The sequence below is a fragment of the Streptomyces sp. NPDC002884 genome (genome assembly GCF_040295245.1).
Classification (GTDB): Bacteria; Actinomycetota; Actinomycetes; order Streptomycetales; family Streptomycetaceae; genus Streptomyces.
The window spans coordinates 37,351-59,125 of record NZ_JBEOVB010000023.1; the positions used below are offsets into that span (position 1 = coordinate 37,351).

Here is a 21,775-nt window from a genome sequence, read left to right on the forward strand (position 1 = left end):
ACCACACTGACGGACAACCGAAGGATCAAGAGCTCGTGAGCAGCAAGGTCCCCCCGATCATCCTCAACAACGGCGTGGAGATGCCCCAGCTGGGCTTCGGTGTCTGGCAGGTGCCGGACGACGAGGCGGAGCAGGCGGTCTCCACCGCGCTGGAGGCCGGGTACCGCAGCATCGACACAGCGGCGATCTACGGCAACGAGGAGGGCACCGGCAAGGCCATCACCTCCTCCGGCGTGCCCCGCAAGGACATCTTCGTCACCACCAAGCTCTGGAACAGCGACCAGGGGTACGACTCGACGCTCCGCGCGTTCGACACCTCGCTGGAGAAGCTCGGCCTGGACTACCTGGACCTGTACCTCATCCACTGGCCGCTGCCCTCGCGCGACGGCTACGTGGACTCGTACAAGGCGTTCGAGAAGCTCCTCGCGGACGGCCGGGTGCGGGCCATAGGCGTGTCCAACTTCCTGCCGGAGCATCTGGAGCGGCTGATCGCGGAGACGTCGGTCATCCCGGCCGTCAACCAGATCGAGCTGCACCCGCACCTCCAGCAGCACGCCTCGCGCGCGTTCCACGCGGAGCAGGGCATCGCCACCGAGGCCTGGTCCCCGCTCGGCCAGGGCAAGGGCCTCCTCGAGGTCCCGGCGGTCGTGGCCATCGCCCAGAAGCACAACCGCACCCCGGCCCAGGTCGTGCTGCGCTGGCATCTGCAGCTCGGCAACGTCGTGATCCCGAAGTCCGTGACGCCGTCGCGGATCAAGGAGAACATTGACGTGTTCGACTTCAGCCTGGACACCGAGGACCTGGCGGCGATCAGCGCCCTCAACGAGGACCGCCGCATCGGTCCGGACCCGGCGACGTTCGACGTCGGCTGAGGTTCCCCGCACGTGCCGAGGGCGCCCCCTGACCGGGGGCGCCCTCGACGCGTCGGCAGGCTCGTCAGTTGGGCTGGCCGATCGGCCGTACGACGACGGTGTTGATGTCGACGCCGGCCGGCTGCCCGATGGCCCACACGACGGAGTCGGCGATCTGGTCGGCGGTCAGCAGCTGCCCGGGCGGCAGGCTGCCGTAGCTGTCCCAGAAGGGCGTCTCCACCCGGCCGGGCGCGATCAGCGTCACGCCGACACCCCACTCGGTGACCTGGCGGCGGGTGTTCTCCGCGAGGCCGGTCACCGCCCACTTCGTCGCCCCGTAGATGTTGCCCGGGGTGGGCACGAAGCCGGCGACACTGCCGACCAGCACGATCCGGCCCCGGGTCTCCTTGAGCGCGTCGATCGACGCCCGGATGAGGAGCGCGGGACCGAGTACGTTCGTCAGGACCATGTCGGTCCACCCGGCCGGGTCGCCCTCGGCGACCGAGTCGTGGGTGGCGGTCCCCGCATTGGCGACGACCGTGTCCAGTCGACCGTATTCCTCGAGCGTACGGTCGACCGCCGACTGTACGCAGTCGTAGTCGGCGGCGTTCCCGGCCACCGTCAGCAGCTCCTTCGGCTCACCGAGTCCCGCGGCGAAGGCGCGCAGCCGCTCCTCGCCGCGGCCGGTGACCGTGACCCGGTACCCGGCGTCCAGCAGCTGCCGCGCGACGGCGGCGCCGATGCCGCTGCCGCCGCCGGTGATCAGTGCGACCCGGGAATCCGAAGTGCCCGATACGTTGCTCATGGTGTGCCCCCCATTGCGTCGGCTGCGCGTGCCGGCCGTGTACGCCGACTGCTGCGTTGCGCAGCCCGTTACCCGTAGCCCGTAGCCCGACGTACGTCGCGCGGCACGCAGTCCATCACTTGGAGCGCTCTCCAAGTCAACCCCCGTCAGGCCGACTTGGCCCACCGGTCCGTCTACCGGACAGGCTTCACCGCCGTGTGCACGGTGTGCGCCGCGAGCACGAACACGTCCGCCCTGCGGTGCACTCCCGCCTCGTCCTGCAGGTCGAGAAGCCGGTCCAGCGTGGCGCGGTCGTCGGGGCCGAGGGCGTCCCCGAAGACGTCCCGTGACCGCGAGAGGGACGCGGCGACATGGGCGCGGGCCCGGTCGGAGGCGGGCGCCGGCAGATCGAGCAGGAAGCTGCGGGTGCGGGCGTGCTTCAGGCCGGCCGCGCCGAGCAGCGCCGCCCAGTCCTCCGCCTCCTCGACCGAGCCGGGCAGTTCGGCCCTCATCCGCGCGAACCACTCCTCCTGCAGGGTGTCGAGCCGTGCCTCCAGCCCGGGTCGCCCGAAGCCGAGGTCTCGCGGCAGGAACCGGGCCGGCAGACCGCCCTCCATGATCGCCAATGTGCCGCCGGGCGCGAGGCGTTCCGCGAAGGCGGCCAGGGCGGCGCGCTGGTCGCCCAGGTGGTGCAGACTGCGGCCGGCCCACAGCAGATCGGCCGGGTAGTCCAACTCGGTGAGCACATCCGGCAGTTCGCCGGTCAGGGTGTCGAACCGGTCGCCGTACCCGAGCCGGTCGGCGCGCTGCCGCGCCCGCTCCAGCAGCGGCGCGGAACCGTCGACGGCCGTGATCCGCGCACCGGGGAACGTCTCGGCGAACAGACAGGAGACGACCCCGGGGCCACTGCCCACGTCCACGATCAGCCCGGGCTCGGTCACCTCCTTCCCGAGCCAGGCCAGGGCCCGCTCGTACAGGGGCGTGAAGAGTTCCGCCTGGGCTTCGAGGTGCGGGGCCATCTCGGCCCAGTCGATGTCGGTGCCGTGGCCGTGGCCGTGCGCATGGCCGGGGGTGTGGCCCTGGCCCGGGGTGTGCTGGTCGCCGTGGGACTCGTGCGGGTGGTGCGCCATGGTGTCAGCCTCTCGTCCGGTGTGCCGTCAGCGTGCGCCGACGCTCCGGTCCTGGGCCGTCTTTGTTGCCGGTGCGGCAAAAAACGGGGCACCCGCGGCAAGCCGGATCGTGCCTGACCGGCCGCTCCCGAGGAACGGGAACGGCCGGACAGGAACTGCTCGCAGGTGGGGTTCGCGACCGGCGTCCACCGGGGTCGGTCCGGCCCGGGAGTACTGACCACCGACCCCGACGGATCAACCCTCGTCGCACCTCACCGCCGTGCGGACCGGCTCTCCCGCCGGTCCGCCGGCCTACGGCCCCGCAGCCCTACAGCGGCGGGTACGCGTTCTGCATCAGCTGCTGGAACTGGGCCGAGAACCAGTGCCCGGACAGCGGCGCGTTCGCCAGGGCGCCCGACAGGCTGTTGCCGTTGCGCGGGTTGCCCGTGTACGTCGGGTCGCACATCTGATCGAAGCCCTTGCCCTCGTCGTTCGGGATGGCGGAGCTGGAGCCGTCGGACTCGCCCGGCGGCTTCATCCACACATACGCGTCGATCCCGGCGGCCGGAGCCGCCTGCGGGCGCTCGCCGAGACCGGCGCCGGACTGGTTGCACCAGTTGCCGATGTGGATGCGGCGGTCGTAGCGGCCGCCGTCGACGTAGGTGTCCACGCTGGTCGTGGCGCCCGCTCCGGCGGGCCGGGCGGTGCCGCCCCAGCCGTTGCGGGAGGTGTCGATCAGCATGCCGATGGTCGACCTGAAGCCCGCGGTGACCAGTTGGTTACGGAAGGCCTGGGCGTACGACTGCTCGTCGACGTACCGGTTCCAGTCCACCCACTTGGACTCGCGCACCGACTTGCCGGCCACGGAGTCGTTGATGGTGAAGTTGTTCTCCTTCAGGGCGCTGTAGTTCGCCGTGTTGGTGATGAAGCCGTGCACGTCGTCGACGGTCGCGCCCTCGGCGGTGGCCGCCTGGTAGAAGAGCTGGGCGGACGGGGCGAAGTTGTCGTCCCAGCCGAGCCAGCCGTGGTGACCGGCGTCGATGTAGTTGTAGACGTTGGGGATCGCGCCGAGCTTGTCCAGCGCGTAGCCGACGCCCTTCACGTAGTTGCCGTTGGCCTTCATGGTGTCGCAGGCGGCGGTGGCGGTGGGCCGGCTGCCGGTGTTGGTGACGAGGTTGGGCAGCGAGTCGATCTCGATGGTGGTGACGATCCGCAGGCCGGCGTACTTGCTGTCGGCGAGGATCGTCGCGATCGGGTCGATGAACTGCGTCTTGTACTTGTCGATCTCCGTCGGGCCGAGCTCGCCGTTGGAGGCGAGGGCGGCGCAGTCACGTCCGGGAAGGTCGTAGACGACCAGCTGGACGACTTCCTGACCGCTGCCCTTCTGGGCGAGGGCCGCGTCGAGGTGGGCGCGCAGACCCATGCCGCCGTTCACGCCGTTGATGGCGGCGATACGGTCCAGCCAGACGCCGGTCGGCTGGCTGGAGATACGGCTGCCACCCGTCTCGGCGGCGGCCTTCGCCGACCATTCGGGGTTCACGTACACCTTGGCGCCGGAGTAGGGGTTGTCGACCTTGGTGGACGGGGTGCCGGGGTCGGTCGGGCCCGGGTCGGTGGGCCCGCCGGTGCCGCTGTCGACGTTGCAGGTCACGCCGTCGAGGGTGAACGCGGTGGGAATCGCGTTGGTCCCGCTGTAGGTGCCCTGGAATCCGAAGCTGACCGAACCTCCGGTCGCGAGCGTCCCGTTGTAGGTCTCGTTGTTGGCGGTGACGGCCGTACCGGACTGGGTGATCTTCGCGTTCCACCCGTTGGTGACCTTCTGGGTACCGGCGTACGCCCACTTCACCGACCAACTCGACTTCGCGGCCGAGTTGTTGGTGACGGTGACGGCGGCGGTGAAGCCGGTGCCCCAGTCGTTCTGCACCTTGTAGTCGACGCTGCACGGGATCGCGGCGATGCCCGGATCGCCGGGGACGACCGCGAGCGCCGTCCCGGAGGCGCCGGCGACCAGCGCCAGCGCGGCGAGTACCGCTGTTCTGCTACGGCTCATGAGTGCGGGTTTCCTTCTCGGTTGCGGGTGTTGTCCGTTCCGTTCGTTCGGCGGTTCTGACGGACCCTCAGCCGGCGGGAGCGGCCCGGGTTCCGGCCCGGTCGATCGACCCGGCTGATCGGTCCGGTGGCGCCTATCCGTCGAGTGCGCGCAGGTGGTCGCGCAGGCCGGCGCCGTACGCCGTGGGCGTTCCGTCGTAGCCGGAGATCAGAGACGGACCGGTGGAGCAGTCCCAGGTGTTCCAGGTCCAGCCCAGGTACGACAGACCGCGGTCGTCGAACCACTTCATGACCTGATCGACGAATCCGTGGGAGCAGGTGTTCTCCCCGATCTCCCCTGCCACGAGCGGCACTTGGGCGGCGACGGGGGCGAGGGTGGAGTTCCAGCAGCTCTCGTTCGCGCAGGTGTTGAAGTTGTAGACGTGGTACGCGGCGGCGAGATTGCCGGTCGGGTCGGAGGGCTTGTACGTCAGCCACTGGCTCAGGTCGTTGGAGTACGCGAGCCCGCCGGCCAGGATCACGTTCCTGGCGCCGGTCGCGCGTACCGCGTCGACGAGATCCTGCATACCGGCGACCTCGTACCCGATGCCGGGGCAGGTGCCGCCGTCCCGCCAGCACTGCCACGCCTGGGTGGTCGTGGAGGTGGCGCGGTCCGGGTAGGGCTCGTTGAACAGGTCGAACACGACGGCCTGGTCGTTCTTGAAGGTGTTGGCCACCGAGGTCCAGAACGACGGGGTGTACTGCATGTCGGGCATCGGCTTCTGGCAGCTGGCGTGGACATCGGAGCAGCCGGCCGAATTGCCCGTGTACTGACCGTAGTTCCAGTGCAGTTCGACGATCGGCGTCATGCCGTGCGCCTCGACGCGGGTCACCAGGTCCTTGACGGCGTTGACGTAGTTGGTTCCGCCGTAGGCGGAGTTGATGTTCGACAGGCCCAGCCAGCACTCCTCGTTGAGCGGGATGCGCACGGTGTCGACGTTCCAGTCGGCGATCGCCTCGACGGCTGCGTCGTCGACCGGACCGTCCCAGATGCCGCGCCCCTGTACGCACATGAACTCGCCGCCGGAGCGGTTCACGCCGAGCAGACGACGGGTGTTTCCGTCGGCGTCCACGAGCTTGTTTCCCGAGACGCGCAGCACGGGCGGCCCGTCACCGGTGTCCGGCGGGTCCGTCGTGGGTGGCGTGGTGGGGGTGGGCGTGGGGGTCGGTGCGGTGTCGGCGTTGCAGGTCGTGCCGTTGAGCTTGAACGCCGTCGGTACGGTGTTCGTCTTCGAGGTGGAGGCGATGAAGCCCGCGCTGACGCTTGCGCCGGTGCCCAGGGAGCCGTTCCAGCTCTCGTTCGCGGCGGTGACGGTGGTGCCGGACTGGGACCACTTGGCGCTCCAGCCCTGGGTGACCTTCTGGCCGTCCGCGAAGTCGAAGGTGAGGTTCCAACTGCTCAGGGCCGTCGTGTTGTTGGTGATCCTCACGGCGCCCTGGAAGCCGGCGTCCCACTGGCCGGTGACCGAGTACTCGACCGTGCACGCGGGCACGGCTCCCTGCGCCGTGACGACAGGCAACAGGGCGCCCGCAACGAGGGCGACCGTGCCGGCGACGGCTAAAAGTACTGAACGCGGGGGGTGTCGCATGAGCGACTCCTTGCAGATCGGGCGCATCGTGAACAGACGCGTCGACTGATGGAACCGCTCCCACTGGTGCCTCGAAGCTAGCGCCAAGTGCTGGCAAAGAACAGAGGCGTCACTGACTTTCCCTCAACATCCCTCGTCGAATCTTTTCGACTCTTCAAGCACCTTGACCGCTCCGACCCCCATCCCCACTATGGGAGCGCTCCCACTGGTTCAAGGCTTGTTGCTCCTCCCCCCACTTCTCCGAGCCGCAAGGAGGAACCAGCACCATGGATCCCTCACGCAGACGCCGCGGGGCGCGGCGCCTGTGGACCGCCGCCCTGGCGGCCCTCGCGCTCCCCCTCGCCATGCTGAGTACGAGCACAACTCCCGCACAGGCAGCCGCACTTCAGTGCAGCGTGGACTACAAGACCAATGACTGGGGTTCAGGGTTCACCGCAGACCTGACCCTCACCAACCGGGGCACCGACCCGATCAGCGGCTGGGCCCTGACGTACTCCTACGCGGGCAACCAGAAGCTGACGAACGGATGGAACGGCAGCTGGACGCAGTCCGGTCAGCAGATCACGGTGAACAACGCCTCGTACAACGGGACGGTCGCCGCCGGCGCCGCCGTCAGCACGGGCGCGCAGTTCACCTACAGCGGGACGAACGCCGCTCCCGCGAGCTTCGCGGTCAACGGCACCACCTGCGTCGGCGCTCACCAGCCGCCGGTCACCGTGCTGACCAGCCCGACCGCGGGCGCCGTCTACACGCAGGGGAACGCGGTGCCGCTCGCGGCGACCGCCGCGGCCGCCGACAGCGCCACCATCAGCAAGATCGAGTTCTATGACGACACGACCCTGCTGGGTACGGACACGAGCTCCCCGTACACCCTGTCCGCCACCGGGTTGTCCGTGGGCAGTCACTCCTTGGTCGCCAAGGCGTACGACAGCCTGGGCGCTTCGGCGTCGTCGACCCCGGTCGGCATCACGGTCGTCTCGGGACCGGCCGTGGTGGCCTCGACCAACCAGCTTGCCGTGCAGCAGGGCAAGACGGGCACCTACTCACTGAAGCTGTCGACCCAGCCGTCGGCCAATGTGACCGTCACGACCGCCCGCACCACCGGCAACACGGGCCTGACGGTGACGGGCGGCGCGAGCCTGACCTTCACGCCGTCGAACTGGAGCACCGCGCAGAACGTGACCGTCACAGCCAACGCCTCCGGCACGGGCGCCGCGACCTTCGAGTCGACGGCCACCGGGCACGCGAAGGCCTCGGTCACGGCCACCGAGATCGCGGGCACCAAGGCGTACGACGCCCGGTTCCTGGAGCTCTACGGCAAGATCACCAACCCGGCAAGCGGTTACTTCTCCCCCGAGGGCATCCCGTACCACTCGGTCGAGACACTGATCGTCGAAGCCCCTGACCAGGGACACGAGACGACCTCCGAGGCCTACAGCTACCTGCTGTGGCTTCAGGCGATGTACGGGAAGATCACCGGCGACTGGACCAAGTTCAACGGCGCCTGGGACATCATGGAGAAGTACATGATCCCCACCCACGCCGACCAGCCGACCAACTCGTTCTACAACGCCGCCAAGCCGGCGACGTACGCGCCGGAGCTGGACACTCCGAACGAGTATCCGGCGAAGCTGGACACCGGGGTGTCCGTGGGATCGGATCCCATAGCCGGTGAACTGAAGACCGCGTACGGTACGGACGACGTCTACGGTATGCACTGGCTTCAGGACGTCGACAACACCTACGGCTACGGCAACGCGCCCGGCAAGTGCGAGGCCGGCCCGGCCGACACCGGCCCGTCGTACATCAACACCTTCCAGCGCGGTTCGCAGGAATCGGTGTGGGAGACCGTGCCGCAGCCGACCTGCGACGCCTTCAAGTACGGCGGCACGAACGGGTATCTGGACCTGTTCACCGGCGACGCGTCCTACGCCAAGCAGTGGAAGTTCACCAACGCCCCGGACGCCGACGCGCGGGCCGTGCAGGCCGCGTACTGGGCGGACATCTGGGCCGAGGCCCAGGGCAAGGGCAGTGACGTCTCCGCGACCGTCGGCAAGGCCGCGAAGATGGGCGACTACCTGCGCTACTCGATGTACGACAAGTACTTCAAGAAGATCGGCAACTGCGTCGGACCGACCGCCTGCGCGGCCGGCACCGGCAAGGACGCCTCGCACTACCTGATGTCCTGGTACTACGCCTGGGGCGGCGCCACGGACACCAGCGCCGGCTGGGCCTGGCGCATCGGGTCCAGTCACACCCACGGCGGCTACCAGAACCCGCTGGCCGCCTACGCGCTCAGCAGTTACGCCGACCTGAAGCCCAAGTCGGCGACGGGTCAGGCGGACTGGGCGAAGTCGTTGACCCGGCAGCTGGAGTTCTACCGCTGGCTGCAGTCCAGCGAAGGCGCCATCGCGGGCGGGGCGACGAACAGCTGGGCGGGCCGCTACGCGACTCCCCCGACCGGCACGTCGACCTTCTACGGCATGTACTACGACCAGCAGCCCGTCTACCACGACCCGCCGTCCAACCAGTGGTTCGGCTTCCAGGCGTGGTCCATGGAGCGGGTCGCCGAGTACTACCAGCAGACGGGGAACGCGAGCGCCAAGGCGGTCCTCGACAAGTGGGTCGACTGGGCGCTGTCCAAGACCACGATCAACCCGGACGGCACCTTCCTGATCCCCTCCACGCTCCAGTGGTCGGGCCAGCCCGACACCTGGAACGCGTCAAGTCCCGGCGCCAACACGGGTCTTCACGTCACCGTCGCCGACTACACCAATGACGTCGGCGTGGCCGCCGCGTACGCCAAGACCCTGACGTACTACGCCGCCAGGTCCGGTGACACGGAGGCGAAGACGACCGCGAAGGCTCTCCTGGACGGTATGTGGGCCAACAACCAGGACGCCCTCGGCATCGCGGTGCCGGAGACCCGCGCCGACTACAACCGCTTCGACGACGGCGTGTACGTCCCGAGCACCTTCAGCGGCAAGATGCCGAACGGCGACGCGATCAACTCCTCCTCGACCTTCGCCTCGCTGCGGTCCTTCTACAAGAACGACCCGGCCTGGTCGAAGATCGAGGGCTATCTCGCGGGCGGAGCCGCGCCCGTGTTCACGTACCACCGCTTCTGGGCCCAGGCGGACATCGCCCTGGCCATGGGCTCGTACGCGGAGCTTCTCGAATAGGCCCCCGCTGAGCGCTCCGCGGGTACGGCGGGGTTCGTCTGCGGGCCGGATGTGACTGGTCGCGCAGTTCCCCGCGCCCCTGGTCGCCCCTTCGGGGCTCGGGGCGCGGGGTGACACCCGCCCCTCGCCGGAGTGGCTCGAAGGTTCCGCGTACGTGGCCCCGTCACCTGACGGCGGGGCCCAGGCCGGGCGGCCCCCACCCGCACAGGGGGCCGCCCGGCAGTCGCACGTCCCGTATCCCCCCGCACACATGGCTTCGCGAGGAAGGACCCCCACCGTGCGAAGAACCCGTATCCTCACCGCCGTTCTGGCGCTGGCCGCCGGCCTGATCGCGGGCAGTCCGCCCGTACTGGCCGCGGACGGCAGCCCGCGAACGACGCTCGCCGCAGAGTCGTACACCTGGAAGAACGCCCGGATCGACGGCGGCGGCTTCGTGCCCGGCATCGTCTTCAACCGCAAGGAGAAGAACCTCGCCTACGCGCGCACCGACATCGGCGGCGCGTACCGCTGGCAGGAGTCGAGCAAGACCTGGACGCCCCTGCTGGACTCGGTCGGCTGGGCGGACTGGGGGCACACGGGAGTGGTGAGCCTGGCCTCCGACTCCGTCGACCCGAACAAGGTGTACGCGGCGGTCGGCACGTACACCAACAGCTGGGATCCGGGCAACGGGGCCGTGCTGCGCTCCGCCGACCGGGGCGCGAGCTGGCAGAAGACGGATCTGCCCTACAAGCTCGGCGGCAACATGCCCGGCCGCGGGATGGGCGAGCGTCTGGCGGTCGACCCGAACAGGAACAGCGTGCTGTATCTGGGCGCGCCGAGCGGCAAGGGCCTGTGGCGGTCGACGGACTCGGGAGTCACCTGGTCGCAGGTGACGAGCTTCCCCAACGTCGGGAACTACCAGCAGGATCCGACCGACACCAGCGGGTACGCCTCCGACAACCAGGGCGTCGTCTGGGTCACCTTCGACGAGTCCACGGGGGCGTCCGGCGCCGCGACGAAGACGATCTACGTCGGCGTGGCGGACAAGGACAACGCGGTGTACCGGTCGACGGACGCGGGCGCGACCTGGACGCGGCTGGCCGGACAGCCGACGGGATATCTGGCGCACAAGGGTGTACTGGACACCGTCAACGGCTATCTGTACCTCGCGTACAGCGACAAGGGCGGGCCGTACGACGGCGGCAAGGGCAGGCTGTGGCGGTACGCGACGGCGACCGGCACCTGGACGGACATCAGCCCGGTGGCGGAGGCCGACACGTACTACGGCTTCAGTGGGCTGACGATCGACCGGCAGAAGCCCGGCACCGTCATGGCCACCGCCTACAGTTCCTGGTGGCCGGACACCCAGATCTTCCGCTCGACGGACAGCGGCGGCACCTGGACGAAGGCGTGGGACTACACGTCGTACCCCAACCGCGCGAACCGGTACACGATGGACGTCTCGTCGTCCCCGTGGCTGACCTGGGGCGCCAACCCGTCGCCACCGGAGCAGACGCCCAAACTCGGCTGGATGACCGAGGCGTTGGAGATCGACCCGTTCAACTCCGGCCGCATGATGTACGGCACCGGCGCGACGATCTACGGCACGGAGAACCTGGCCAACTGGGACAGCGGGGGCCAGTTCACCATCAAGCCGATGGTGCAGGGGCTGGAGGAGACGGCGGTGCTGGACATCGCCTCTCCGCCGTCCGGCGCTCCCCTGCTCAGCGCGCTGGGCGACATCGGCGGCTTCCGCCACACGGACCTGACGAAGGTTCCGCCGATGATGTTCACCTCCCCGAACTTCACGTCGACGACGAGCCTGGACTACGCCGAGACGAACCCGAACACCGTGGTGCGCGTCGGCAACCTGGACACGGGTCCGCATGTGGCGTTCTCGACGGACAACGGCGCCAACTGGTTCGCCGGGACGGACCCTTCGGGGGTCAGCGGGGGCGGCACGGTCGCCGCGGCGGCGGACGGCGGCCGCTTCGTGTGGAGCCCGGCGGGCGCCGGGGTGCAGTACACCACCGGTTTCGGCACCTCGTGGCAGGCGTCGAGCGGGATCCCGGCCGGCGCGATCGTCGAGTCCGACCGGGTCGGCCCCAAGACCTTCTACGGCTTCAAGTCGGGCAAGTTCTACGTGAGTTCGGACGGCGGCGCGACCTTCACCGGGTCCGCGGCGACCGGTCTGCCCAGTGGGGACAGCGTGCGTTTCAAGGCGCTGCCGGGCACGAAGGGCGATGTCTGGCTGGCGGGCGGGGCGAGCGACGGGGCGTACGGGCTGTGGCACTCCACCGATTCCGGCGCGACCTTCAGCAAGCTGTCGGGGGTCGAGCAGGCCGACACCATCGGGTTCGGCAAGGCGGCGACGGGCGCGTCGTACCAGACCCTGTACACCAGCGCGAAGATCGCCGGCGTCCGGGGCATCTTCCGCTCGACGGACAAGGGCGTGACCTGGACCCGGGTCAACGACGATGCCCACCAGTGGGGCTGGACGGGCGGGGCGATCACGGGTGACCCGAGGGTGTACGGACGGGTCTACGTCTCGACGAACGGCCGGGGTGTGATCTACGGCGACACCTCCGACACGGGCGGCGGGGGCACGGATCCCACCGACCCGACGGACCCCACGCCGACCGGCGCCTGCGCGGTGACGTACACCGTCACCAACCAGTGGTCGGGCGGTTTCCAGGCGGACGTCAAGCTCGCCAACACGGGCACGAGCGCCTGGTCCGGCTGGAGCCTCAACTGGGCCTTCCCGAACGGCCAGACCGTTTCCCAGCTGTGGAACGCCGACTACACCCAGGCGGGTTCGACGGTGACGGCGAAGAACGTCAGCTGGAACGCCAACGTGGCGGCCGGCTCGTCCGTCAGTTTCGGCTTCACGGGCAGTTGGTCGGGGTCGAACACGAAACCGGCGGCGTTCAAGCTGGGTGACCAGAGCTGCACGGTGAGCTGAGAGCCGTGGGTGCGCGCCCCGGGGACCGGTGCGCGCACCCCTCGTCCGCTCAGGGGGTGTAGACCGTCGGGCGGGGTGCCGTCTGCATTCCGTTGCCGAGGAAGTAGCTCGGGTGCGGCGGTTGGTTGTACGCCGTGTTCTGCCAGGCCAGGCCGGTGCGGTACATCGTGTCGTGCAGCAGGGTCGTGATGCGTGTCGTCGTCTCGTACGGCGTCGAGTAGATGCGCAGGGCCGTGTTGTCGGTGGTCGGCCAGACGACCTCTTCGCGCCAGTCGCCGAGGATGTCGCCGGACAGCGACGGGGTGGCCTTGGTGCTGTTGTTGGAGTGGACGCCCGAGCCGGTCAGGAGGCGGGTGTCCGAGGAGGTGCCGTACTTGTCGATGTGGGTGCCGTCGAGGAGCTCACGGACGGGGTCGGCGTCCCACCAGGAGAGGAAGTTGACGGAGGACGGTTCCCGGCCCTTCGTCGCTCCCGCCTCGTCACGGACCGAGGTGTCGGAGGCCGACCAGACCTCGGCGCCGTCGTTGCCCGCCCAGATGTCGCCGGCGACTCCGCGGCCGTTGTCGCAGCAGGCGGCGAGCTGCCAGTCGATCGTGCCGTTCGCCGGATCGATGTACAGCTCGGCGGGCTGGCCGGTCGACTCCGAGACCTTGAAGTACTCGAGGCCGGCCTGCGACGGGTCGAGGTCGCCGAGGTGCTGGGCGTCGCCGTGTCCCGTCTTCGTGGTCCACAGGCCGTTTCCGTTGTCGTCTACCGCCATCGCGCCGTAGACGATCTCGTCCTTGCCGTCGCCGTCCACGTCCCCGACGGAGAGGCTGTGCGAGCCCTGGCCGTCGTACCCCTTGCCGGTGTTGGTGGAGGAGTTGGTGTCGAAGGTCCAGCGGCGGGTGAAGGCGCCGTTCCGCCAGTCCCAGGCGGCGATCACGGTACGCGTGTAGTAACCGCGCGCCATGATCAGCGAGGGTCGGGAACCGTCCAGGTAAGCGGTTCCCGCGAGGAAGCGGTCGACGCGGTTGCCGTACGAGTCGCCCCAGGACGAGACCGTGCCGCGGGCCGGGACGTAGTCGACGGAGCTCATCGCCTTGCCGCTCTGGCCGTTGAACATGGTCAGGTACTCGGGGCCGGACAGCACATAGCCGCTGGAGTTGCGGTAGTCGGCGGAGGAAGTGCCGATGACCGTGCCCGTGCCGTCCACCGTGCCGTCGGCCGTCTTCATGGCGATCTCGGCCTTGCCGTCGCCGTCGTAGTCGTACACCTGGAACTGTGTGTAGTGGGCGCCGGAGCGGATGTTGCGGCCGAGGTCGACGCGCCACAGGCGGGTGCCGTCGAGCTTGAGGCCGTCGACGACCGTGTTGCCGGTGTAGCCCGACTGGGAGTTGTCCTTGGCGTTGGTCGGCTGCCACTTCAGGACGATGTCCAGGGCGCCGTCGCCGTCCAGGTCGCCGACGGAGGCGTCGTTGGCCTCGTAGGTGTAGGCGACGCCGTCGGGGGTCGTGCCGCCGGCCGGCGGGGTGATGGGGACGTCCTTGTAGCCGGTGCGGAACTGGATCGCGTGGACGGAGTCGGCCTGTTCGACGCCGTTCACGATCGCGCGGACGGTGTAGTCGGCCTGGGACGGGGCGCCGGCGTGGAAGTAGTTCGTGGAGCCGGTGACCGGGGCCGGGTTGACCTTGGCGCCGGCCCGGTAGACGTTGAAGGAGACGCTGTCGGGGTCGGTGCCGAGCCAGCGCCAGCTGACCAGGTTGCCGCTGTCGGTGTGCACGCTGACGACCCCCCGGTCGAGGGCCTCCACCTGACGGGCGGTGGCGGCCATGGGGGCCCCTCCCGCGCGAGTGAGTTCGAGCGTGGGGGACATGCCGGCGCCGAGCGTGGTCAGTCCGGCGGCGACCAGGGCCGTGGTGGCGGCCAGCGCGGAGAGGACGGCCCGTCGCCTGCGTCGCTTGCGCGGAGGGGGATCCGCGTGCGGACGAGGCTCCGGGTGCGGACGGGAATGCGGGTGCGGGTGCGGTTGCTGCACGAGACGTACCTCCTGGGAGGGACGGATGGGTTCCGCCTCTCAGTTGCCGCCGCGGACAGGGGAGTTGCCGTACCGCGCCGCCAGTTCTGTCACCGTCCGGGCGATCCGCTCACGCAGTTCCGGCGGCTGGAGCACCTCGATGTCCGTGCCCAGGCGCAGGAATTCGGCGTGGGCGTGCTCGACGGACTCGATGGGGACCCTGGCCACCGTCCAGCCGTCCGCCCCGGCGGGCCCGTCGAGCCGCACCGCACGGATGAGGGTCGCCCCCGGCGCCAGTCGCACCACCGCCTCCGCCCTGTCCTGGTACAACCGCTGGTGGAAACCCCGTTGGTACGCCGTCCAGTGGGCGGCCAGGTCGAAGTCGTCCGGCCGGGTGAACACCTCCTCGGAAGGAGTCAGCCGGAGGATCTGGTCGACGCGGAAGGTACGCGGGCCGGGGCCGGCGACGACGTACCAGCGTCCCGCCTTCAGGACCAGGCCGTAGGGCTCCAGCCGGCGTTCGACGTCGGTGGGCTCCCGCCAGCGACGGTATTCGATATGCAGGATCCTGTTGTTCCACACCGCGTCGGCGACCGCCGCCAGATACGGCACCTCGTCGGCCCCCGCGTCCGTGTACCAGCCGGGCGCGTCCAGGTGGAAGCGCCCGCTGATCCGGTCCGCGTGCACGCGTAGTTCCGGCGGCAGCGCGGCTCGCACCTTGAGCTGTGCTGCGGCCAGGACCGGACCGAGGCCCAGCTGAGCGGCCGGACCGGGGACCCCGGCGAGGAACAGCGCCTCCGCCTCGTCGGCGGTCAGTCCCGTCAGGCGGGTGCGGTAACCGTCGAGCAGGCGGTAGCCGCCGGCATGACCGGCGTCGCCGTACAGCGGGACGCCCGCCGCGCCCAGTGCCTCCACGTCCCGGTAGACGGTGCGCACCGACACCTCCAGCTCCTCCGCGAGCTGGGCGGCCGTCATCCGGCCCCGGGTCTGGAGCAGCAGCAGGATCGACACGAGTCGGCTGGACTTCACTGACACAGGATGTCAGTGAAGTCGGCCTAGCGTCCTGCCCATGACCTCTGTTTCCCACGGTCCTCGTCCCCCCGCCCCCTCCACCACGCCCCCGTTCGCGGAGAAACTGCTGACGGTGCACCCGCCGATCGAGGTGGCGGGACGGTGGATCAAGCGCTACCACGTCACCTCCGACCCGGCGGGCATCGCACCCGAGGTGCAGCGGGCGGCGTACGCGATCCTTCCCGAGCTGCTGCCGGCGCCGGACGGGACACCGCCCGCCACCTTCGTCGTACTGCACCGGGGTGGCGACGACGGCGCCTACCTCAACGCCTACAGCTGGGTGTGGGACAACGTCCTGCACTTCCGGGGCGCGGCCGCGGGCCAGCCGGTGCTCGACTGCCCGGACGACGACCCGAGCCACTTCGTCACGATCGACCGGCCCTGGATCGGCTGTGTCTGGGAACTGCCGCCGATCCTGCACGAACGGGACGCGTGGGTACGGCATGTACTGGCCCGTCGCCCACCCGAAGTACCCGATATCGAGGCCTACTTGACGGATTCCCTGGCCGAGGGAACGACGGGAGACCGCTCATGAGCGGCCCGCACGACTTCGACTTCCTGCACGGTGCGTGGGAGGTCCACCACCGTCGGCGCACCGAGTTCCTCGACCCCGACAGCGACTGGGAGGAGTTCCCGTCCACGGCCCGCTGCCGGCCGCTGTTCGACGGGGCCGCGAACATCGACGAGATCGACATGCCGCACCTCGGCACGAAGGGGCTGACGCTGAGGCTCTTCGACCCGGCGAGCGGTCGGTGGTCGCTGAACTGGTCGTCCAGCCGGAGCGGGAGGCTGTTCCCCCCGATGATCGGCGGCTTCGCCGACACCGACACCGACACCGACGCCCATGCCGACGCCGACGCCGATGCCGGCGAAAGGCGCGGTGGCCGGCGCGACCGTGGTGTGTTCTACGGCGACGACACGCACGACGGCAAGGACGTGCGGGCCCGGTTCGTCTGGTCGGGGGTGTGCGACACCTCCGCCCGCTGGGAGCAGGCCTTCTCGCTGGACGGCGGGGAGACCTGGCTGACCAACTGGGTCATGGACTTCACTCGCCCGGAAGCGGGCCGGGAACCGGTTTCCGAAACGCCCTCAGGGTGAACGCGGGGTCCGGGCGGGGCCGGTCCTGGTCGGGCAGGGCCGCGAGGCGGTCGGCGAACCCGTCGGCCTCGGGGTGACCCGGCGGCAGGGTGACGAACCAGCCGCGCCGCAGGTCCGCGATGGCCCGGCGCGGGCTGCGGCCCTGCCCCCGCCCGGCGAAACGGGCCTGCCCGGCCGGCACCAGGCCGGCTTCGACGGCGTACGACGCCACAAGGGCCGCGGTGTCGGAGGCCGGCCGCTGCGGGCGCGAGGACAGCACGACATCGATGTCGCTGCCCACGTTGTGCGAGGCGCCCTTGTCGACGGTGGTGACGTACACCCCGCCGGGCCGTAACACCCGCGCGCACTCGGCCACGATGCCCCGCGCGTCCGCGACGTCCTCGACGAGGTGCAACAGCCACACGCTGGTCACGGCGTCGAACTCCCCGCCGCGGAAGGGGAGTCGGCGGCCGTCGGCGAGGACGACCGCTCCGGGCAACCGGTCGGCGGCGTGTCGGGCCATGGCGGGCGCCCGGTCGAGTCCCGTCACCCGCAGGCCGGGCCGGGCGGCCGCGAGACGCCGGGTGACGATGCCGGTGCCGCAGGCAACGTCGAGCAGACTGCGCGCCCGGTCCGGTACGAGACCGAGGACGCCCTCCGCGGCGGCCGCCGCCCTGGGCTCGCCGCCGCGCCAGGCGTCGTAGCGTTCGGCTTCCTCGTCGTAGTCCAGCACCCGCGCTCCCCGTTCCTCGACCGCCGCACCCCTGCTCCTACAGTCACGTATCGCCCGTGCGGTCCGGTCCAGTCCCACCCGTGCCGTCCTCTCCCGCCGTCGGACGGGTCGGCACGGGTCGGCACGGCAGGCACCGGTGGGCGCGGGTCAGCTCGCTCCGTGCGCGGGGGCCACGGCCTCCACCCGGCGGGCGAGTTCGACGTCGAGGCCGGTGACGGAGCCGCCCGCGCTGTGGGTGTTCACGGCGAGGGACACCGTGCGGTAGCCGAGCGTGAGCTCGGAGTGGTGATCGAGCTCGTCCTGGATCCGCGCGACGTGGACGACCAGGCAGGCCGCGGCGAAATGGGAGTCGAGCCGGTAGGCACGGGTGAGGCGGTCGCCGTCCAGGGACCAGCCGGGCAGGTCGGACAGACGGTCCTCGATCTCCTTCTGCGACAGCGGTTCGACGGCCATGGCACGGCTCCCTTCCTGATGGCGCACACCTGTCCAGCGTGCCACAGGAAAGCCGCGACGGCCCTGGTCAGAAGGGCGCCTCCCGGTTCAGTCGTGGAGGCACTCGGCCGCCAGGTCGTCCGCCAGCGCGGCGATCACGGCGCGGCCCTCCACCTGCTCCAGCCACTCGTGCGGCAGCCCCGCGTCGCCGTGCCGCGCGCCCAGGATGTTGCCGCAGATCGAGCCCGTGGAGTCGCTGTCGCCGGAGTGGTTCACGGACAGGAGCAGGGCGTCCTCCACCCGGTGCGTGGCCAGCGCCGCGTAGACCCCGATGGCGAGGGCCTCCTCGGCGACCCAGCCGGCGCCCAGCCGCTCCACCTTCTCGGGGCCCGGATCAGGCCCGGCGGCCAGATCGAGGGCCTGGTTCAGGGCCGCGGAGGTCTCCTCGTGGCCCGGGTGGCGGCCGAGCAGCCGCAGGGCGCGCAGAGTGGCGCCCTCCACGGACTCCCCCCGCGTCAGGTACGCCACGATCGCGGCCAGCGCTCCGGCCGCGTAGTAGCCGGTCGGGTGGCCGTGGGTCGTCTGGGCGCAACGGGCGGCCATGCCGAAGGCGATGTCGGCGGAGGGGTGGGCGAGGCCGAAGGGCGCCGAGCGCATCACGGTGCCGCAGCCCTTGGAGCCGGGATTGACCGGCCCGGGTGCCCCGGTCAGCTCGGCCCACGGGTCGGGCACGTGATGCTGGGCGAGCCCGGACAGGCAGGCGTTGCCCGGGGCGCGGCGGGCGTACAGCCAGCGCTCGGCGAGGAGGCCGCCCTCGACGCCGTCGGCGGGTCCCGGCCGCTGCTGGGTCTCGAGCCAGCGTCCGTACGCCTGGCGCACCAGGGCGGTCTCCGCCCCGGTGATCCCCTTGAGCCGGGCCCTTCTGGCAGCCGTGCGGAGGCCCTCGACGGTGAACAGGGTCATCTGGGTGTCGTCGCTGACGCGGCCGACCACGCCCTCGCCGTCGGGCACGAGTCGGGTCAGGCCCCTCGGTCCGTGGGCGGCGCGGATCTGGTCGAGGGAGGAGAACTCGACCGCGTAGCCGAGGGCGTCACCGAGTGCTCCGCCGAGGAGGCAGCCGCGCACCCGGGCGCGGTACACCGCCGTCGACTCCAGGGAGGACTTCCGCCGGTCGTTCATCCAAGCTCTCCTCAACTACGGTCGTGCGTATGACCATTGTCCCGACCGGTTCGCACGCCTCTTCCGCCGCCCCCGCCGGCCGGGGCGCCGGCCCGTTGCTGCGGGCCTGGCGGGAGCGGCGGCGGATGAGTCAGCTGGAGCTGGCACTGCGCGCCGAATCCTCGGCCCGGCACATCAGTTTCGTCGAGACGGGCCGGTCCCGGCCCAGCGAGGACATGCTGCTGCGGCTCGCCGGGCACCTCGAGGTGCCCGTGCGTGAGCGCAACGCGCTGCTCCTGGCGGCCGGCTACGCCCCGCGCTACCCGCAGACCCCGCTGGACGACCCGGCGCTGGACGCGCTGCGCGCGGGTCTGGAGCGGCTGCTCCAGGGCTACGAGCCTTATCCGGCGCTGGTGATGGACGCGCGGTACGACGTGGTGGCGGCCAACCGGGGGATCACGATGCTGCTGGACGGCGTCCCCGAGTCGTTGCTCGCGCCCCCGCTCAACGCGATGCGCCTCACCCTCCATCCGCAGGGTCTCGCACCGCGTATCCGCAACCTGCGTGAGTGGCGCGGTCACCTGCTCGCGCAGATGGAGCGGCAGATCGCGCTGTACCGCTCGGCACCGCTGCGGGAGTTGTACGAGGAGGTCGCCGCGTACCCGGTGGCGGAGGGCGGGCGGGCGGCGCAGGGCGGGGCGGCGGACGAACCGGAGGAGCCTGTGGCGCACTTCGCGCTGCCGATGCTGATCGAGCACGAGGGGCGGGTGCTCTCCTTCATCTCGTCCGTCTCCACCTTCAACACCCCCATGGACGTGACGGTCGCCGAGCTGGCCGTCGAGACGTTCCTCCCGGCGGACCCGGCCACGGTCAAGTACCTCCACTCGCTGATCGACTGATGACCGATCAGCCGAGGTTTTCAGATGAACGTTCGACTCCGTTCCTGTGGCAACGAGGCCTGAACGTGGCACACTGACCCGCGTGCCTCGACGCGTAGGGGAGACGTGGGGTGAGTGAGCGACGGCCCGCACCCACGGTGGGCCAGGTGGTACTGGGCAGACGGCTGCAGGAGTTGCGTGAGGCGGCGGGCCTCGGCCGCGAGGAGGCCGCCCGCGCCCTGCGCGTGGCCCCGGCGACCGTGCGGCGCATGGAGACGGCCGACGTCGCGCTGAAAGTCCCCTATGTACAGGTGCTGTTGGAGACCTACGGCGTCGGCGACGAGGAGGCCGAGGCGTTCGTCTCGCTCACCGAGGAGGCGAACCGGCCCGGCTGGTGGCAGCGCTACCACGACGTACTGCCGGAGTGGTTCAGCCTGTACGTGAGCCTGGAGGGCGCGGCCCGGCTGATCCGCTCGTACGAGCCGCACTTCGTGCCCGGGCTGCTCCAGACGGACGGCTATGCGCGCGCCGTGCTGGAGGCCGGGACGGTCGGGCAGACGACCCCGGAGTCGATCGAGCGGCATGTGGCGCTGCGGCTCGCGCGCCAGCGGCTGCTGGAGGCCGCCGACCCGCCCCATCTGTGGGTGGTGATGGACGAGACGGTGCTGCGCCGTCCGGTGAGCGTGGACGCCGCCGTCATGGCCGGACAGCTCGACAGGCTGATGGAGTTCGCCGAGCGCGACCGGATCACCTTGCAGGTCTCCGAGTTCGCGGCCGGCCCGCATCCGGGTACGTCCGCGCCCTTCTCCCTGTTCCGCTTCGCCGAGCCCGAACTGCCCGACATGGTCGTCACGGAGTACCTGACCGGTGCTCTGTACCTCGACGACCGCAAGGAGGTCTCCGCGCACCTGGAGGTCCTCGACCACATGACGACGCACGCCGCGTCCGCGCAGCACACCAAGAAGATCCTGCGGGACGCCCGCGCAAGCCTCTGAGCACGCCCCCCGTCACCCCGAGCATCCCTCCGAGTCCACGAGGAGCAGACCCGCATGACCGGATCCGAGGCCGAGCAGGCACCCGCCCGCATCGACACCAGCAGGCCGCATCCGGCCCGCGTCTACGACTGGTGGCTGGGCGGCAAGGACAACTACCCCGTGGACGAGGAACTGGCCCGCAGGATCCTCGCCGTGGACGGCACGGTGCTGCGCGGGGCGCGGGCCAACCGCCGGTTCATGCAGCGGGCCGTCCGCACGGCCGCCGAGGCCGGGATACGCCAGTTCCTCGACATCGGCACCGGCATCCCCACCCAGCCCAACCTGCACCAGGTGGCGCAGGGCGTGGCCCCCGAGTCCAAGGTCGTGTACGCGGACAACGACCCGATCGTGCTGCGGCACGCGGAGGCCCTGCTGCACGGTTCGGCGGAGGGCACCACCCGGTACGCGCACGCCGACGTCCGCGACGTCGACGCGCTGCTGCTCCGGGCCGCCGACACCCTGGACCTCACCCGACCGGTCGCGCTGTCGCTGGTGGCGCTCACGCACTACCTGAGCGACGACCCGGCAGGCGACGACGTGCACGGCCTGCTGAAGAAGTACGTCACCGCGCTGGCGCCGGGCAGCTGGCTGATCCTCTCCCAGGTCACCCCCGATCTGAACCCGGCGGCCATCGAGAAGGCCGCGGAGAACTTCCGGCGCAGTGGAACCCCTTTCTACCCGCGTTCCCTGGCGGAGTTCACCCGCTTCTTCGAGGGCCTGGAACTGCTCGGCCCCGGCGTGATCCCGGTGTCCGGCTGGCGTCCGGAGCCGGAGGACGTGGCCGTCCAGGCGGAGGGCATCGTGCCGGTCTACGCGGGAGTCGCCCGCAAGCCCTGAGTGGGTACCGGGCGC

General features: G+C 70.4%; 17 protein-coding genes. 8 read left to right on the plus strand and 9 right to left on the minus strand.

What is annotated here, in order from left to right; genetic code table 11:
• Positions 1–35 precede the first annotated feature (35 nt).
• Positions 36–872, plus strand: coding sequence for an aldo/keto reductase (locus tag ABT070_RS32580; protein ID WP_351765916.1), 837 nt, complete (start codon positions 36–38; stop codon positions 870–872).
• A 64-nt stretch (positions 873–936) separates the two neighbouring features.
• Here ABT070_RS32580 and ABT070_RS32585 read toward each other — a convergent pair whose 3' ends face one another.
• The 4 genes from ABT070_RS32585 to ABT070_RS32600 form a co-directional block, all read right to left on the minus strand.
• Positions 937–1,656 carry an SDR family oxidoreductase gene (locus tag ABT070_RS32585; RefSeq protein ID WP_351765918.1) on the minus strand — a complete coding sequence of 240 codons (720 nt, stop codon included), beginning with the start codon at positions 1,654–1,656 and terminating at the stop codon, positions 937–939.
• Positions 1,657–1,829: 173 nt separating this feature from the next.
• Positions 1,830–2,765 (minus strand): class I SAM-dependent methyltransferase, encoded by a 936-nt coding sequence (locus ABT070_RS32590; RefSeq protein WP_351765920.1) that lies wholly within the window; start codon positions 2,763–2,765, stop codon positions 1,830–1,832.
• A gap of 307 nt (positions 2,766–3,072) precedes the next feature.
• Complete coding sequence (locus ABT070_RS32595; RefSeq protein ID WP_351765922.1) at positions 3,073–4,794, minus strand: glycoside hydrolase family 6 protein; 1,722 nt, start codon at positions 4,792–4,794, stop codon at positions 3,073–3,075.
• A gap of 133 nt (positions 4,795–4,927) precedes the next feature.
• Positions 4,928–6,421 carry a cellulase family glycosylhydrolase gene (locus tag ABT070_RS32600; protein WP_351765924.1) on the minus strand — a complete coding sequence of 498 codons (1,494 nt, stop codon included), beginning with the start codon at positions 6,419–6,421 and terminating at the stop codon, positions 4,928–4,930.
• 266 nt (positions 6,422–6,687) lie between these two features.
• Here ABT070_RS32600 and ABT070_RS32605 point away from each other — a divergent pair, with 266 nt between their 5' ends.
• Together ABT070_RS32605 and ABT070_RS32610 are read left to right on the plus strand one after the other, a co-directional pair.
• Positions 6,688–9,603: a glycoside hydrolase family 48 protein gene (locus ABT070_RS32605; RefSeq protein WP_351765925.1), complete on the plus strand. Its 2,916-nt coding sequence runs from the start codon at positions 6,688–6,690 to the stop codon at positions 9,601–9,603.
• A 277-nt stretch (positions 9,604–9,880) separates the two neighbouring features.
• On the plus strand, positions 9,881–12,544 hold the full coding sequence (locus tag ABT070_RS32610) for a cellulose binding domain-containing protein (protein WP_351765926.1): 2,664 nt from the start codon (positions 9,881–9,883) through the stop codon (positions 12,542–12,544).
• A 49-nt stretch (positions 12,545–12,593) separates the two neighbouring features.
• Here the strand turns inward: ABT070_RS32610 and ABT070_RS32615 are convergent, their stop codons facing one another.
• Positions 12,594–14,561, minus strand: a complete 1,968-nt coding sequence (locus ABT070_RS32615) for a rhamnogalacturonan lyase (protein ID WP_451101936.1) — start codon at positions 14,559–14,561, stop codon at positions 12,594–12,596.
• A 39-nt stretch (positions 14,562–14,600) separates the two neighbouring features.
• Positions 14,601–15,569 carry a helix-turn-helix transcriptional regulator gene (locus ABT070_RS32620; protein WP_351765927.1) on the minus strand — a complete coding sequence of 323 codons (969 nt, stop codon included), beginning with the start codon at positions 15,567–15,569 and terminating at the stop codon, positions 14,601–14,603.
• A gap of 40 nt (positions 15,570–15,609) precedes the next feature.
• On the opposite strand from ABT070_RS32620, the gene ABT070_RS32625 reads away from it, so the two are divergent.
• Positions 15,610–16,146, plus strand: a complete 537-nt coding sequence (locus ABT070_RS32625; RefSeq protein ID WP_351765928.1) for a hypothetical protein — start codon at positions 15,610–15,612, stop codon at positions 16,144–16,146.
• Positions 16,143–16,709 (plus strand): hypothetical protein, encoded by a 567-nt coding sequence (locus tag ABT070_RS32630; RefSeq protein WP_351765930.1) that lies wholly within the window; start codon positions 16,143–16,145, stop codon positions 16,707–16,709. Before ABT070_RS32625 ends, ABT070_RS32630 begins: the two co-directional genes overlap by 4 nt.
• Here ABT070_RS32630 and ABT070_RS32635 read toward each other — a convergent pair.
• From ABT070_RS32635 to ABT070_RS32645, 3 genes are all read right to left on the minus strand, one after another.
• On the minus strand, positions 16,657–17,421 hold the full coding sequence (locus tag ABT070_RS32635) for a class I SAM-dependent methyltransferase (protein ID WP_351765931.1): 765 nt from the start codon (positions 17,419–17,421) through the stop codon (positions 16,657–16,659). The genes ABT070_RS32630 and ABT070_RS32635 overlap by 53 nt on opposite strands.
• A gap of 147 nt (positions 17,422–17,568) precedes the next feature.
• Complete coding sequence (locus ABT070_RS32640; RefSeq protein WP_351765933.1) at positions 17,569–17,874, minus strand: 4a-hydroxytetrahydrobiopterin dehydratase; 306 nt, start codon at positions 17,872–17,874, stop codon at positions 17,569–17,571.
• Positions 17,875–17,961: 87 nt separating this feature from the next.
• Positions 17,962–19,032, minus strand: coding sequence for an ADP-ribosylglycohydrolase family protein (locus ABT070_RS32645; protein ID WP_351765934.1), 1,071 nt, complete (start codon positions 19,030–19,032; stop codon positions 17,962–17,964).
• A gap of 29 nt (positions 19,033–19,061) precedes the next feature.
• On the opposite strand from ABT070_RS32645, the gene ABT070_RS32650 reads away from it, so the two are divergent.
• The 3 genes from ABT070_RS32650 to ABT070_RS32660 all read left to right on the plus strand — a co-directional run bounded on the left by ABT070_RS32650 (position 19,062) and on the right by ABT070_RS32660 (position 21,760).
• Entirely contained in the window at positions 19,062–19,910 is an 849-nt protein-coding gene (locus ABT070_RS32650; protein WP_351765936.1) for a helix-turn-helix domain-containing protein, read from the plus strand.
• Positions 19,911–20,020: 110 nt separating this feature from the next.
• Entirely contained in the window at positions 20,021–20,884 is an 864-nt protein-coding gene (locus ABT070_RS32655) for a Sco1979 family transcriptional regulator (protein ID WP_351765938.1), read from the plus strand.
• Positions 20,885–20,938: 54 nt separating this feature from the next.
• Positions 20,939–21,760, plus strand: a complete 822-nt coding sequence (locus tag ABT070_RS32660) for an SAM-dependent methyltransferase (RefSeq protein WP_351765940.1) — start codon at positions 20,939–20,941, stop codon at positions 21,758–21,760.
• Positions 21,761–21,775 lie beyond the last annotated feature (15 nt).

Bases quoted from the DNA above. Each gene is read 5' to 3' on its own strand.
- ABT070_RS32650 (WP_351765936.1), top strand. From the start codon at position 19,062: ATGACCATTGTCCCGACCGGTTCGCACGCCTCTTCCGCCGCCCCCGCC.
- ABT070_RS32585 (WP_351765918.1), bottom strand. From the start codon at position 1,656: ATGAGCAACGTATCGGGCACTTCGGATTCCCGGGTCGCACTGATCACC.
- ABT070_RS32660 (WP_351765940.1), top strand. From the start codon at position 20,939: ATGACCGGATCCGAGGCCGAGCAGGCACCCGCCCGCATCGACACCAGC.
- ABT070_RS32640 (WP_351765933.1), bottom strand. From the start codon at position 17,874: ATGGCCGTCGAACCGCTGTCGCAGAAGGAGATCGAGGACCGTCTGTCC.
- ABT070_RS32590 (WP_351765920.1), bottom strand. From the start codon at position 2,765: ATGGCGCACCACCCGCACGAGTCCCACGGCGACCAGCACACCCCGGGC.
- ABT070_RS32600 (WP_351765924.1), bottom strand. From the start codon at position 6,421: ATGCGACACCCCCCGCGTTCAGTACTTTTAGCCGTCGCCGGCACGGTC.
- ABT070_RS32645 (WP_351765934.1), bottom strand. From the start codon at position 19,032: ATGAACGACCGGCGGAAGTCCTCCCTGGAGTCGACGGCGGTGTACCGC.
- ABT070_RS32625 (WP_351765928.1), top strand. From the start codon at position 15,610: ATGACCTCTGTTTCCCACGGTCCTCGTCCCCCCGCCCCCTCCACCACG.
- ABT070_RS32595 (WP_351765922.1), bottom strand. From the start codon at position 4,794: ATGAGCCGTAGCAGAACAGCGGTACTCGCCGCGCTGGCGCTGGTCGCC.
- ABT070_RS32630 (WP_351765930.1), top strand. From the start codon at position 16,143: ATGAGCGGCCCGCACGACTTCGACTTCCTGCACGGTGCGTGGGAGGTC.
- ABT070_RS32605 (WP_351765925.1), top strand. From the start codon at position 6,688: ATGGATCCCTCACGCAGACGCCGCGGGGCGCGGCGCCTGTGGACCGCC.